The sequence below is a fragment of the Actinacidiphila rubida genome (genome assembly GCF_900110255.1).
Taxonomy (GTDB): Bacteria; Actinomycetota; Actinomycetes; order Streptomycetales; family Streptomycetaceae; genus Actinacidiphila; species Actinacidiphila rubida.
On sequence record NZ_FODD01000008.1, the window covers coordinates 201,005 to 215,098 of the forward strand.

Below are 14,094 nucleotides of genomic sequence, written 5' to 3' on the forward strand. Positions count from 1 at the left end.
CGCCAAGGGAGCGGGGACGGCGGCGGTGCCGCGCAACCCGGTGGGCAGCCACGTGCCGGTGGCGGGCGGCCTGGCAGCCAAGGGCCTCGGGTACGCGGCGGAGATCGGCGCCGAGTGCGTCCAGGTCTTCGTGGCCAACCCGCGCGGCTGGGCGACGGGGCCGGGCGACCCGGCGCAGGACGAGGCGTTCCGCACCCGGTGCGCGGATCTGGGCGTCCCCGCCTACGTGCACGCGCCGTACCTGATCAACTTCGGCTCGCACACGCCCGCGACGGTGGACCTGTCGGTGGCCTCGCTGCGGCACTCGCTGCGCCGCGGCCGGCAGATCGGGGCGCTCGGCGTGGTGGTCCACACCGGCTCGGCGACCGGCGGGCGGGAGCGGGTGACCGCGCTGGCGCAGATACGCGAGCGCGTGCGGCCGCTGCTGGCGGAGCTGACGCACGACGACGATCCGTGGCTGCTGCTGGAGCCGACGGCCGGGCAGGGCGCGTCGATCTGCTCGCTCGCCGAAGACCTCGGCCCCTACCTGGACGCCCTGGACCGGCATCCACGGCTGGGCGTGTGCCTGGACACCTGCCATGCGTTCGCCGCGGGCCACGACCTGGCGGCGCCGGACGGGCCGGCCCGGCTGCTGGACGAGCTGACCGCGGTGGCGGGCGAGGGCAGGCTGAAGCTGGTGCACGCGAACGACAGCAGGGCGGGCTGCGGGTCCCGGCTGGACCGGCACGCGAACATCGGTTCCGGCGCCATCGGCCCCGAGGCGTTCCGCGGGCTGCTGCACCACCCGGCGACGGCGGGCGTGCCGTTCGTCATCGAGACGCCGGGCGGCCAGGAGGGCCACACGTCCGACATCAAGCTGCTCAAGGACCTGCGCCTGGCGTAGCTACAGTTCGGGCCCGTCGCCGGGCTCCTCCTGGTAGGAGTAGCGCTGCTCGCCCCACGGGTCGCCGATGTTGTGGTACCCGCGCTCCTCCCAGAAGCCGCGGCGGTCGGCGGTCATGTACTCCACGCCGCGCACCCACTTCGGGCCCTTCCAGGCGTAGAGGCGGGGCACCACCAGCCGTGCCGGGAAGCCGTGCTCGACGGTCAGCGGCGCACCGCCCTTGTGGGTGGCGAATATCGACTTGTCGTCGAGGAAGTCCTCGATGCGCAGGTTGGACGAGAAGCCGTACTCGGCCCACACCATGACGTGGGTGACGTCGTCGGCGGGCGGCGCGAGCTTGACCACCGTGGAGGTGGACACGCCGCCCCACTCGACGCCGAGCATCGAGAACTTGGTGACGCAGTGGAAGTCGGCCACGACGCTGGCGTACGGGAGCGCGGAGAACTCCTCGTGGTTCCAGCAGGTCTTGTCGCCGTCCGCGGTGGCCCCGAACACCCGGAACTCCCAGCGGTCGGGCTTGAAGCGCGGCACCGGGCCGTAGTGGGTGACCGGCCAGCCCCGCTGGATCCGCTGGCCCGGGGGCAGCTCCCCCTCACGACGCTCGGACTGGCCCATGCCTCCATGGTGACAGACCTGACGCAGTGCTTCCGACCCGGCCACGGAACGTGATCCTCCACTTACTGGATCGAATCGGGGCGCGGTGGAAGGATGCGGGCGACACCTGCCACACCCCGACGGCACCACCACGTGCGGCACCCACCCCCACGTCCAAGCACGTAAGCACCCGGAAGGACGGCGCTGCCATGCAGGGCGACCCCGAGGTCCTCGAGTTCCTCAACGAACAGCTGACCGGCGAGCTGACCGCGATCAACCAGTACTTCCTGCACTCGAAGATGCAGGACAACTTCGGCTGGGTGAAGCTCGCGCGCTACACCCGGTCCGAGTCGTTCGACGAGATGCGGCACGCGGAGCTGATCACCGACCGCATCCTGCTGCTGGAGGGCCTGCCCAACTACCAGCGGCTCTTCCACGTCCGCGTCGGGCAGACGGTCACCGAGATGTTCCAGGCGGACAAGCAGGTCGAGGTCGAGGCGATCGACCGGCTGCGCCGCGGCATCGAGATCATGCGCGCCAAGGGCGACGTCACCTCGGCCAACATCTTCGAGTCGATCCTCGCCGACGAGGAGCACCACATCGACTACCTCGACACCCAGCTCGACCTGATCGAGAAGCTGGGCGAGCCCCTGTACATCGCCCAGCAGATCGAGCAGCCGGACGGCGACGGGGACTAGGGGCGGAGACTGGGCGGCGGGGGCGAAGACTAGGCGGCGGGGGCGAGCGGCACGATCGGCGCCACCGGGACGACCGGCGCGACGGGAGCCGCGCTGGGCTCGGGGGCCGTGGCGGGAGCGTCGGGCCCGGCGGGCGCCTGCGCGGGCGACGTGGCCGCGGGCTCCAAACGGTCGCGGGTGGCGCAGCCCGAGCCGCGGCCCAGCAGCGCCTGGATCCGCTTCACGCAGGACCCGCAGTCCGTCCCCGCCTTGCAGGCGGAGGCTATCTGCCGGGGAGTGCAACGGCCGCTGTCGGCGTGCTGCCTGACCTGCTGCTCGGTGATGCCGAAGCAGGAGCACACGTACACGCGGTCACCGCCTTCCGGGGGCCCTGGGGGACTGAGGTAACCCTTACCTTACCTGGGCCCGGAACGGGCGAACAGCACCGAGGGGGGCGAAGGGGTGTGATCCGCGCCCCTTCGGCGCGGGCGGCCGTGTTCAGGTCACCACTCGGCGCGCCGCTCAGCGCGCCGCGGTGAGGCGTTCCGCGAGTTCCGTCAGGCTGCCGACGCGCCAGTCCGCGGTCAGCGCCACCTCGGAGTCGTCGGCCCACAGGTACCCCCACGGCCCGCGCCGCAGATGCGCGGCCTGCAGCCCGGCGGCCTTCGCCGGGAAGACGTCCCTGACGGGGTGGTCCCCGACGTAGAGGATCTCGTGCGCCTCGCAGGCGGCCGCCCCGACGACCTGGGCGAAGAAGAGCGGGTCGGGCTTGGCCACACCCCACTCGCCGGACGTGGCGATGGCATGGGCGGGCAGGTCGAGATCGCGCAGCAGCTCCCCGGTGCGGGCGGTCTGGTTGCCGGCCACGACGACCCGCAGCCCGGCGGCGCGCAGCGCCTGGAGCGCCGGGCGGGCGTCCGGGTAGAGGTCGCCGTCGTCGAGCCGCTCGCCCCGGCCGGCCGCCTCCATGGCCGCGCGTTCCGCGGCGATGTCGATGCCCGGCCGGATCAGGCGCAGGGCGTCCGCACTGTCGCGGCCCTGCGCGACGACGGCGCCGACCAGCGCCGACACCGTGTGCGGCGGGACGCCGAGCCAGTCGGCCCACATCGTCCAGAGGCGGCTGTCGTGGACCAGGGTCTCGCCGATGTCGAAGGCCACAGCGCGGATCACGCGGGGAGCCTACCCGCGCCGGGCCGCCGCCCACCGCTGCCGTACGGGTGGGCTCGCCGCGGCCGGCGTGGCGCGGGGCGCAACGCGCGCGGGGCGGGGGTCACCGGGTGACCCCCGCCCCGCGGGGACGAACGCGCAGGGGCTACTGGCCCCGGTACATCTCGGCGACGAGGAACGCCAGGTCCAGCGACTGGCTGCGGTTGAGGCGCGGGTCGCAGGCGGTCTCGTAGCGCTGGTGGAGGTCGTCGACGAAGATCTCGTCGCCGCCGCCGACGCACTCGGTGACGTCGTCGCCGGTGAGCTCGACGTGGATGCCGCCGGGGTGGGTGCCCAGGCCGTGGTGGACCTCGAAGAAGCCCTTGACCTCGTCGAGCACGTCGTCGAAGCGCCGGGTCTTGTGCCCGGAGGCGGCCTCGAAGGTGTTGCCGTGCATCGGGTCGCTGACCCAGGCGACCTGCGCGCCGGACGCGGTGACCTTCTCGACCAGGGTCGGCAGCTTGTCGCGGACCTTGTCGGCGCCCATGCGGACGATGAACGTCAGCCGGCCGGGCTCGCGGTCGGGGTCGAGCCGGTCGATGTACGTCAGGGCCTCCTCGGGCGTGGTGCCCGGGCCCAGCTTGATGCCGATCGGGTTGCTGATGCGGGACGCGAACTCGATGTGCGCGCCGTCCAGCTGCCGGGTCCGCTCACCGATCCACACCATGTGGCCCGAGACGTCGTACAGCTTGCCGGTCCGCGAGTCGGTCCGGGTCAGCGCCGTCTCGTAGTCGAGCAGCAGGGCCTCGTGGGAGGAGAAGAACTCCACCGTGCGGAACTCGGCGGGGTCGGTGCCGCAGGCCGCCATGAAGTTCAGCGCGTTGTCGATCTCCCGGGCCAGCGCCTCGTAGCGCTGGCCGGACGGGGAGGACTTCACGAAGTCCTGGTTCCAGGCGTGCACCTGCCGCAGGTCGGCGTAGCCGCCGGTGGTGAAGGCCCGCACCAGGTTCAGCGTGGACGCGGACGCGTGGTACATCCGCTTGAGCCGCTGCGGGTCCGGGATGCGCGCGTCGGCGGTGAACTCGAAGCCGTTCACCGAGTCGCCGCGGTACGTGGGCAGCGTCACGCCGTCGCGGGTCTCGGTCGGCTTGGAGCGCGGCTTGCTGTACTGCCCGGCGATCCGCCCGACCTTCACGACCGGCACGGACGCGGCGTAGGTGAGCACCGCGCCCATCTGCAGCAGCGTCTTCAGCTTGTTCCGGATCTGGTCGGCGCCGACGGCGTCGAACGCCTCCGCGCAGTCGCCGCCCTGGAGCAGGAACGCCTCACCCTTGGCCACCGCGCCCATACGGGCGCGCAGCTGGTCGCACTCCCCGGCGAACACGAGCGGCGGATACGAGGCGAGCTCGGCGGTCACATCGCGCAGAGCATCGGTGTCGGGCCACTCGGGCTGCTGCGCCGCGGGAAGGGAGTGCCAGGTGTTGCCACCGGCGAGGAGTTCTGCGTTCACGGTCACACGAACCAGGTTAAGGGTTCGCCTGGCGTGATCTTCTCTCGGCCCAGTGGGTGAGACATCGCGTCCGAAACCCATGGTGTCAACGGAACGTCAGACACGGCTGATAGCGTCTGCGCCTTCGGAGGCGATCACCGTCCGGGAGATCGCCAAGGGGAGGGCGCGCCCCAGGCGTGCCGGAGAGCCAGGGGCAAGGTGGCCCGCAGCAAGCACCGCAGAAGGAAATCACTGATCGCGTACGGAGCGGGGGCGGCCGTCCTGGCCACCGTCGCGACCTACGGAACGATCGCGCTGGCGTCGCCGTCGAACGGCGACACGACCGCGCAGAACAGTCCCCACGCGCTGCAGGACGCGTTCGCGTCCGCCGCGGCGGAGTTCAAGGTCCCGCAGAGCGTCCTGATGGCCGTGTCGTACCGGCAGACGCTGTGGGACGCGCACAACGGCGAGCCGAGCTCGACCGGCAACTACAACGTCATGGGCCTGACCCAGATCAACCCGCAGGACCTGTCGCAGCCGACGGACGCCGAGCGTCTCTCCGAGATGAACCTCAGCGGCGACCCAGCCGTCAGCAAGCACTTCAACGCCAAGCGGGCGCTGGCGGCGATTCACAACGAGGTGAACACCTCGGACCCGCGGCTGCACACGCTCGACGAGGCCGCCAAGCTGACCGGCACCTCCGCGAGCGACCTCAAGAAGAACTCCGAGCAGAGCGTCCGGGGGGCCGCGGCGCTGCTCGCGCAGTACGAGAAGGACTCATACGGCTCGCTGCCGGCGAACGCGGGCAACTGGTACGGGGCGATCGCCCGCTACAGCCAGTCCCCCGACGCCGGCGGCGCCGACCAGTTCGCGAAGCGGGTCTTCCAGTCGATCCACACCGGCGAGAGCCGGGTGACCGACTCCGGTCAGATCGTGACGCTGGCCGCCGACCCCTCTGTGACGCCCGTCAAGCCCGCGAAGACGCCGCTGGCGGCCCAAGCGGACACGAGCACGACGACGACGGCGGACTGCCCGTCCGGGCTGAGCTGCAACTTCGTCAAGGCGGGATTCGGGCCGGACAGCGCCACGCCGCCCACCATCGAGGGCAACTACAACCCGGCGAAGCGGCCGGCCAGCGGCGAGGACATCCGCTACATCGTCATCCACGACATGGAGGGCACCTTCGAGGGGTCCATCCAGGAGTTCCAGAACCCGGCGGCCATCGCCAGCGCTCACTACCTGGTCGCCGACGACGGCCGGGTGACGCAGATGGTGGCGACGACGGACGAGGCGTGGCACGCGGCCAACAAGACCGTGAACATGCACTCGATCGGCGTCGAGCACGAGGGCTACGCGATGAAGGCCGCCAGCTGGTACGCCGAGCCGGAGTACGACTCCTCGGCCGCCCTGGTGAAGTACCTCGCAGGCAAGTTCGGCATCCCGCTGGACCGCCAGCACATCATCGGGCACGACGAGGTCCCGGGCGTGATCGACAGCCTGGTGTCCGGTCAGCACTGGGACCCGGGTCCGTACTGGGACTGGAACCACTACATGGCGCTGCTCGGCAGCCCCGTGGGTGACCAGGGCGCCGGTGGCCCGCTGCGGGTCGGCGAGCTGGTCCGCATCGTCCCGCCGTACACCACGGCCTACGAGCCGAGCCTGAGCAATGGCGGCACCACGTTCGCGGCACACCCGGCGAACTTCGTGTACCTGTACACGACGCCTTCCACCTCGGGCGCCCAGCCGAACGACCCGTACCTGGGCTCGGCGGCGGCGAACGACGGGTCCAACTGGGAGAACAAGGCCGTCACGGGCAGCGAGTACGTCGTGGCCGGCACGTCCGGTCCGGACTGGACGGCGATCTGGTACAGCGGCCAGAAACTGTGGTTCCACAACCCCGGCGGCCAGTACACCGCGCCGGTGAAGAGCTCCAGCGTGATCACCCCCGCCGGTACCGGCGCGATCGCCGTCTACGGGCGCGCCTACCCGGAGGATGCCGCGTACACGGGCACCGGCGTGGCCGTGCAGACGAACAACAACGCGAGCCTCACCAAGTACTCGATCCCGGCGGGCCAGGCCTACGCGCAGGCGGGCCCGGAGAAGGTCGGCGACTACTTCAACGGCGGTACCTACGCGGGCACCGCCGCGGGCGACCGCACCCTGGTCACCGGCACCGACGAGTTCTACCCGATCCAGTACAACCACCGGATCGCGTGGGTGAAGGCGTCGGACGTCAAGCAGATCAGCACCACCGCGCCCGACCCCGGCACCACGCGCAACAACCTGCTGGCCCGGGACTCCTCCGGCGTGCTCTACCAGTACCAGGGCACGGGCAGCGCGGCCACGCCGTTCTACACGCGGTTCAAGGTCGGCGCGGGCTGGGGCGTGTACAACTCCCTGGTGCCGCTGACGGACCTGAAGGCGAGCGGCACGGGCGACATGGTCGCGCGGGACACCTCCGGGGTGCTCTGGTACTACCAGGGCAGCGGCAACCCGTCGGCGCCGTTCAAGGCGCGCCTGAAGGTGGGCGCGGGCTGGGGCGTCTACAACACGATGGCCGGCGTCCGGGACGTGAACGGGGACGGCAAGCCGGACCTGGTCGCCCGCGACTCGTCGGGCACGCTGTGGTTCTACCAGGGCACCGGCACCCCGGCGACGCCGTTCGCCGCCCGGGTGAAGGTCGGCGCGGGCTGGGGGACGTACAACTCCCTGGTCGCGGTGGGCGACCTGAACGGTGACGGCAGGGGCGACATGGTCGCGCGCGACACGGCCGGCACGCTGTGGCTCTACCAGGGCACCGGCAACGCGGCCGCTCCGTTCGCCCCGCGAGTGAAGATCGGCGCGGGCTGGACGATCTACAACGCGATGACCGGCACCGGTGACGTGAACGGCGACGGCAAGCCGGACATGGTGGCCCGCGACTCGTCGGGCACGCTGTGGCTCTACAAGGGCACCGGCTCCATGACGGCGACCGCGTTCGCCGCCAGGACCCAGATCGGCACCGGCTGGCAGATCTACGGCTCGCTGGTCTAAGGTCGGGTCCATGCTCGCGTCCGCGCCGATGAACCAGAACTGGTGGTGGCCCCCCTCCCGGGCGGCCCACTGACCTCGCGCGCGACGCATCCGATTCACGCGAAGGCCGCCCCACACGGGGCGGCCTTCGGCGTTCCCGGGCCCGGCCGCCCCTTCCGTCCACGGGACTTCCGGAAGGAGCACCGACGTGCCCTACTCCCCCGCCCAAATGGTGCAGCGCCTCACCGCCGGCGACTGCCCGCCGTTCGCCCTGCTGCACCGCAGGACCCCAGGCCACCCCGCGGACGTGGTGGAGGTGCTGCTCGGCCCGGTGCTGACCGCGCCGTCGCTGTCCGGCATCCCGCTCCCCGCCGGTGCGCCCGCCGGCGGGCCGTCCCTGGACGCCCTGGCCCTCGTCCCCTTCCGGCAGATCCGCGAGCGCGGCTTCGACGTCCGCGACGACGGCACGCCGCTGGCGGTGCTGCTGCCGCAGGAGGTGTGCGCACTGCCACTGGACGGCCTGCTGGCGGCGCTGCCCCAGGACGACGTAAGCGTCGAGGGCGGCGCGTTCGACGTGGACGACGACACGTACGCGGCGGTCGTCGAGCGGGTGGTCCGGGACGAGATCGGCCGCGGCGAGGGCGCGAACTTCGTCATCCGGCGCACGTTCCGCGGCTCGGTGCCCGGCTACGGCCCGCGGGCCGCGCTGGCCCTGTTCGGCCGGCTGCTGCGCGGCGAGCGCGGCGCGTACTGGACGTACGTGGTGCACACCCCGGAGCGGACGCTGGTCGGCGCGAGTCCGGAGGTGCACGTGCGGATGTCCGGCGGGACCGTCGTGATGAACCCGATCAGCGGCACGTACCGCTACCCGGCGCAGGGCCCGAGCGCCGAGGGCCTGCTGGCGTTCCTGCACGACCCGAAGGAGGTGGAGGAGCTGACGATGGTCGTCGACGAGGAGCTGAAGATGATGTGCACCGTCGGCGACCTGGGCGGTGTGGTGGTCGGGCCGCGGCTGAAGGAGATGGCCCATCTGGCGCACACCGAGTACGAGTTGCGGGGCCGCTCCACGATGGACGTGCGGGACGTGCTGCGGGAGACGATGTTCGCGGCGACGGTCACGGGCTCACCGGTGCAGAACGCCTGCCGGGTCATCGAGCGGTACGAGCCCGCCGGGCCGGACGGTGCCGGCCGCGGCTACTACGCGGGCGCCCTCGCGCTGATCGGCCGGGACGCGGGCGGCGGGCAGACGCTGGACTCGCCCATCCTGATCCGCACCGCGGACATCGCGCCGGACGGTCGGCTGCGGGTGCCGGTCGGGGCGACGCTGGTGCGGCACTCGGACCCGCGCGCGGAGGTCGCCGAGACGCACGCGAAGGCCGCCGGGGTGCTGACCGCGCTCGGCGTGCTGCCCGCGCCCGCGGCGGCCGCGGCGGGTCCGCGGCCGCGCCTGGCGGACGACATCAGGGTCCAGGCGGCGCTGGACGCCCGGCGCCGGCACCTGGCGCCGTTCTGGCTGCGGATGCAGACCGGTCCGGCGGCCGCGGCCGGCGGGGCGCTGTCCGGTCACGCGCTGGTCATCGACGGCGAGGACACGTTCACCGCGATGCTGGCGCACCTGCTGCGCTCGTGCGGCCTGGCGGTGACGGTGCGGCGGTTCGACGAGCCGGCGCTGCGGGACGCGGCGCTGGCGCACCGGGGCCCGGTGGTCCTGGGGCCCGGCCCCGGGGATCCGGCGGACACCGCGGACCCGAAGATGCGGCTGCTGCGCGCGCTGGCGGCCGACCTGGTGGCGGAGCACCGGCACGGGCTGCTGGGGGTGTGCCTGGGCCACGAGCTGCTCGCCGCGGAGCTGGGCCTCGACCTGGCGCGCAAGGCCAACCCGGCGCAGGGCGCGCAGGAGCGCATCGACTTCTTCGGGCGGCCGGAGACGGTGGGCTTCTACAACACGTTCACGGCCCGCTGCGACGAGGCCGCGGCCGAGGAACTGGCCATGCACCAGGTGGAGTTGAGTCGTGACCCGGTGACGGGCGACGTCCACGCGATGCGCGGTCCCGGCTTCGCCGGGCTGCAGTTCCACCCCGAGTCGGTGCTGACGCTGGACGGCCCGGCGATCGTCGCGGAGGTGCTGGCCGCGGTGACCGTGCGCTGAGCGGCGGCACGGGCCGGGAGGGACCGCCCGGCCCCGGGAACGGGGTCAGGCGGTCTCGCCGAAGCTGCTGGCGTCCAGGGCGGGTTCGCCGCGCAGCGGCGCGGCGAGCACCGGGCCGATCAGCATGGCCACGGCGGCGATCATCGCGTACTCGTCGGCGGTGCCGTCGACCACCAGGTCGGCGACCGCGCGCGAGGGCGCGACGTGCGCGGCGTGCCGTTCCCGGCCGGTCATCAGGTAGTTCCGCAGGGACAGCGCGGGGTCCTGCCGCTGCACCTCGATCTTGCGCAGGATCTTGCGGGCGAGCCGGATGTCGTCGGGGGTGTCGACGTAGACCCGCCAGGTGGCGCGGGCGGCCACCACGGGCAGGGTCAGCGCGAACAGGCCCTCGACGACGACCAGCCGGCGCCGGCCGGCCGCCGTCGCGGCCGCGTCGACCGCGGCGGCGACGGCGGTCTGGTCGATGGAGCCGGGGTGGTTCCAGTCGAGGATCTCGGCGCCGGTCGCGGACACGGTCCGCACCCCGCGCAGCGGATCGTGCGCGGGGACGTAGAAGTCGTCGAGCCGGACCAGGCCGACCAGGCCGGGATGGTGCCGGACCAGTGCGTCGGCCAGTGTCGACTTGCCGGAGGCGGTGCCGCCTGCGACCGCCAGTACGGGCACGCGGTGCCCTCCCGCAACACCCGTCATACGGGCGCTCCTCATGTGCTCAGAAAGGGGGATCCCCGAGGGGACGGCGAAGCCGCCGGACCGGCCGCCTCCGGACCGGTGGAGGGAGAATAGGTCGCGGGGATCACCTACGGCAAGCGCCGTCGGTCAAGGGAAGGACAAGGGAATTTCCGGCACACCGGGGACGGCCGCGAGGCGTCCCACGGCTAGCCGAAGAAGACGCCCGCCTCCTGGTAGAGGGCGGGGTCGACGGTCTTGATGCGGGCGGTGGCGTCGCCGATCGGGACGCGGACGATCTCGGTGCCGCGCAGTGCGACCATCGTGCCGAAGTCGCCGTCGCGGACGGCCTCGACGGCGTGCAGGCCGAAGCGGGTGGCGAGCCAGCGGTCGAACGCGCTGGGGGTACCGCCGCGCTGGACATGCCCGAGCACGGTGGTGCGGGCCTCCTTGCCGGTGCGCTTCTCGATCTGCTTGGCGAGCCACTCACCGATCCCGGACAGCCGCACGTGGCCGAACGAGTCGAGGGTGCCGTCCTTGAGGACCAGGTCGCCGTCGACCGGCATGGCGCCCTCGGCGACGACCACGATCGGCGCGTAGCGGATCTTGAACCGGTTCTCGACCCACGCGCACACCTGGTCGAGGTCGAAGCGCTGCTCGGGGATGAGGATGACGTTGGCGCCGCCGGCCAGTCCGGAGTGCAGGGCTATCCAGCCGGCGTGGCGGCCCATCACCTCCACCACCAGGACGCGCATGTGGGACTCGGCGGTGGTGTGGAGCCGGTCGATGGCCTCGGTGGCGATGTTGACCGCGGTGTCGAAGCCGAAGGTGTAGTCGGTGGCCGACAGGTCGTTGTCGATGGTCTTGGGCACGCCCACGCAGGGCACTCCGTGCCGGGAGGACAGTTCGGCGGCCACGCCGAGGGTGTCCTCGCCGCCGATCACGATGAGGGCGTCGACGTCGTTCTCCGCCAGGGTGCGCCTGACGCGCTCGACGCCGCCTTCGGTCTTGAGGGGGTTGGTGCGCGAGGAGCCGAGGATGGTGCCGCCGCGCGGCAGGATGCCGCGGACCGCCGGGATGTCGAGGCGCACGATGTCCCCTTCGAGGGGGCCGCGCCAGCCGTCGCGGAATCCGGTGAAGTCGAACCCGTACTCCTGGACGCCTTTACGGACGATGCCGCGGATGACCGCGTTGAGGCCGGGGCAGTCTCCGCCGCCGGTCAGGACTCCGACCCGCATGGGCTCTTCCCTTCGTCGCAAGCCAGCTGTGCCGGATGTTGCAACCTCCGCCAAGCTAGCGTGACTTGGGTCACATGTCGCCGCCCCTGCGACCGCCGCCGGTGCCGGTCGCCCCTGCCGCGCCCCCGGTGTCGTCGGCCGTGTCGAGCCCGCGCTCGATCGCGTACCGGACCAGCTCCACGCGGTTGTGCAACTGGAGCTTGCCGAGGGTGTTCTGCACGTGGTTCTGCACGGTGCGGTGCGAGATGACCAGGCGCTGCGCGATCTGCTTGTAGCTCAGGCCCTTGGCGACCAGCCGCAGCACCTCGGTCTCGCGCTCGGTCAGCCGGGGCGCGGCCGGCTCGTCCGGCGCGGCGGCCGCGGCCGGCACGGTGGCCAGCCGGCGGTACTCGCCGAGCACCAGCCCGGCCAGGCCGGGCGTGAAGACCGGGTCGCCCACCGCGGTCCTGCGGACCGCGTCGACCAGCTCCTCGCGGCCCGCGGACTTCAGCAGGTAGCCGGTCGCGCCGGACTTCACGGCCTCCAGCACGTCGGCGTGCTCGCCGCTCGCGGACAGCACCAGGACGCGCACCGCGGGGTCGTGGGCGACGACCTCCTTGCACACCTGCACCCCGGACGCTCCCGGCAGGTTCAGGTCGAGCACCAGCACCTGGGGGCGGGCCGCACGGGCCCGCCGGACCGCCTCGGGCCCGTCGCCCGCGGTGGCGACCACGTGGATGCCGGCCTCGGTGAGGTCGCGGGCCACCGCGTCGCGCCACATCGGATGGTCGTCGACGACCATCACCGTCACGGGTGCCTCCCGCCCACCGCCGGTGTCCGCCGTCCCCACCGTGCCGCCCGTGCCGCCCGCACTGCCCGCACTGCCCGCACTGCCCGTCATGTTCTGCCTCTTCCGTCGGCGTCCGTCAGTGCCGCCCCCGATTCTGCCGCGCCCGGCGCCCGGTACTCCCCGGGCCCGCGCGGCAGCCGCAGCTCCACCTCGGTGCCCTGGCCGGGCACCGACAGCAGCTCGGCAGTGCCGCCGAGGTCCCGCAGCCGCCCGCGGATCGACTGGGCGACCCCGAGGCGGCCCTCGTCCGCGGCCGCCACGATCCGGCCCTCCGCGATCCCGGGACCGTCGTCCCGCACCGTCACCAGGACGGCTTCGGGCTCGTCCTCGACGAGGATCCAGGCGTGCGCCCGCTCCCCCGCGTGCTGGTGGACGTTGTCCAGCGCGGCGCCCACCGCCGCGGCCAGTTCGGCGGCGGCGTGCGGGGCCAGCAGCACGGGCGTGCCGGGCGCGGACAGGGTGACGAGGGGCGAGGCGTGCGGCGCCAGCAGCGTCCGCAGGTCCTGCGGGCCGTCGGGGGCGGCGGGCCCGCCGTCGCCGGGGGCACCCGGCCGGGGGGCGGGCGGCGCGGCGCTGATCAGGGTGCGCAGGGCGGCCTCCTGCTCGCCGGCGAGCCGGCCGAGTTCCGCGGCCTCGCCGCCGGCCTGGTTGCCGCGGCGCTGGACCATCGCCAGCACCTGGAGGACCCCGTCGTGGATGTCGCGGGCCAGGCGTTCGCGCTCCCGCGTCGCCGCCTCGATCTGCAGGGCGCGCGCGAGGGTCCGCTCGCTGGCCCGGGCGACCTCGACGACGTAGCCGATGGCGATGCTGGCCACCCACACCAGGATCACGTTGTGCAGGGTGTCGCGGCTGGGGCTGCCGCGCTCCACCAGGTCCGCGGCCGCCACGAGGCTGGAGGCGGCCGCCGCCCAGCGCCAGCCGCCCTTCACCGCGAAGGCCAGCACGGCGCCCGCGGTCCATATCGACGGCAGCGTGAACGCGCCCGACTCGACGCGCTCCATCGTGTCGACGTAGCGGGTCAGCAGGATGCCGCCGACGGCGACGGTCAGGTCGGCGGCGAGGAAGGCGCGGGTGCAGCGCTCGGCGTTCCTGACCCGGCCGATGGTGGCGAGCGTCCATCCGGCGAGCAGGGCCATGTACACCCCGCCCGGCAGCGGGTGGCGCAGGTGGCCGTACGCGTGGACGTACAGGGCGACCGCGTAGGCCGCGGTGAGCAGGCGGTAGGCGAGCAGGGCGCGCCACAGCGGCTGCTCGACGGACATGCGCACGGCCACGCGTGCTTCTCCCCTCCCCCGCCGTCCCGGGCGCTCCGCGGCCCCCTGGACGGCCTGCCCGGGCCCGTTGCGGCCCGGTCCTGCCCCTTGCGGCCGGTCCTACGCCTTCCGGCCCGGTGCCGGACCCGGACGGACGG

At 73.0% G+C, this 14,094-nt stretch carries 11 protein-coding genes and 1 pseudogene; 4 read left to right on the forward strand and 8 right to left on the reverse strand.

All coding sequences use genetic code 11. The annotated features are described in order from the left end of the window. The first annotated feature begins 25 nt into the window (after positions 1 to 25). Positions 26 to 883: a deoxyribonuclease IV gene (locus BMW99_RS10625; RefSeq protein WP_069465271.1), complete on the forward strand. Its 858-nt coding sequence runs from the start codon at positions 26 to 28 to the stop codon at positions 881 to 883. On the opposite strand, the gene BMW99_RS10630 is transcribed toward BMW99_RS10625, so the two are convergent. After that, the gene (locus tag BMW99_RS10630) at positions 884 to 1,498 is read right to left on the reverse strand and encodes a sulfite oxidase-like oxidoreductase (protein WP_069465272.1); all 615 of its coding nucleotides are present in this window, start codon (positions 1,496 to 1,498) and stop codon (positions 884 to 886) included. 188 nt (positions 1,499 to 1,686) lie between these two features. On the opposite strand from BMW99_RS10630, the gene bfr reads away from it, so the two are divergent. Further along, positions 1,687 to 2,175 carry a bacterioferritin gene (gene bfr, locus BMW99_RS10635; protein WP_075016684.1) on the forward strand — a complete coding sequence of 163 codons (489 nt, stop codon included), beginning with the start codon at positions 1,687 to 1,689 and terminating at the stop codon, positions 2,173 to 2,175. A gap of 29 nt (positions 2,176 to 2,204) precedes the next feature. On the opposite strand, the gene BMW99_RS10640 is transcribed toward bfr, so the two are convergent. The 3 genes from BMW99_RS10640 to BMW99_RS10650 form a co-directional block, all read right to left on the reverse strand. Further along, positions 2,205 to 2,522: a (2Fe-2S)-binding protein gene (locus BMW99_RS10640; RefSeq protein WP_075016685.1), complete on the reverse strand. Its 318-nt coding sequence runs from the start codon at positions 2,520 to 2,522 to the stop codon at positions 2,205 to 2,207. A gap of 154 nt (positions 2,523 to 2,676) precedes the next feature. Continuing rightward, positions 2,677 to 3,324 carry an HAD family hydrolase gene (locus BMW99_RS10645; RefSeq protein WP_075016686.1) on the reverse strand — a complete coding sequence of 216 codons (648 nt, stop codon included), beginning with the start codon at positions 3,322 to 3,324 and terminating at the stop codon, positions 2,677 to 2,679. A gap of 142 nt (positions 3,325 to 3,466) precedes the next feature. Further along, a complete protein-coding gene (locus tag BMW99_RS10650) occupies positions 3,467 to 4,816 on the reverse strand; it encodes a class II 3-deoxy-7-phosphoheptulonate synthase (protein ID WP_069464067.1) in 1,350 nt (449 codons plus the stop codon). A gap of 192 nt (positions 4,817 to 5,008) precedes the next feature. On the opposite strand from BMW99_RS10650, the gene BMW99_RS10655 reads away from it, so the two are divergent. Continuing rightward, positions 5,009 to 7,822, forward strand: a complete 2,814-nt coding sequence (locus tag BMW99_RS10655; protein ID WP_079138496.1) for an N-acetylmuramoyl-L-alanine amidase — start codon at positions 5,009 to 5,011, stop codon at positions 7,820 to 7,822. A gap of 208 nt (positions 7,823 to 8,030) precedes the next feature. Further along, the gene (locus BMW99_RS10660) at positions 8,031 to 9,950 is read left to right on the forward strand and encodes an anthranilate synthase family protein (RefSeq protein WP_075016687.1); all 1,920 of its coding nucleotides are present in this window, start codon (positions 8,031 to 8,033) and stop codon (positions 9,948 to 9,950) included. A gap of 45 nt (positions 9,951 to 9,995) precedes the next feature. Here BMW99_RS10660 and BMW99_RS10665 read toward each other — a convergent pair whose 3' ends face one another. The 4 genes and pseudogenes from BMW99_RS10665 to macS form a co-directional block, all read right to left on the reverse strand. Continuing rightward, positions 9,996 to 10,640, reverse strand: coding sequence for a uridine kinase family protein (locus BMW99_RS10665; RefSeq protein WP_176735476.1), 645 nt, complete (start codon positions 10,638 to 10,640; stop codon positions 9,996 to 9,998). Between the two features lie 185 nt (positions 10,641 to 10,825). Beyond that, a complete protein-coding gene (locus tag BMW99_RS10670; RefSeq protein WP_069463576.1) occupies positions 10,826 to 11,854 on the reverse strand; it encodes a 6-phosphofructokinase in 1,029 nt (342 codons plus the stop codon). Between the two features lie 142 nt (positions 11,855 to 11,996). Next, positions 11,997 to 12,635 (reverse strand): annotated as a pseudogene (locus BMW99_RS10675) (response regulator); the annotation flags it as partial. A gap of 95 nt (positions 12,636 to 12,730) precedes the next feature. Continuing rightward, a complete protein-coding gene (macS, locus tag BMW99_RS10680) occupies positions 12,731 to 13,945 on the reverse strand; it encodes a MacS family sensor histidine kinase (protein WP_079176008.1) in 1,215 nt (404 codons plus the stop codon). Between the last annotated feature and the right edge of the window lie 149 nt (positions 13,946 to 14,094).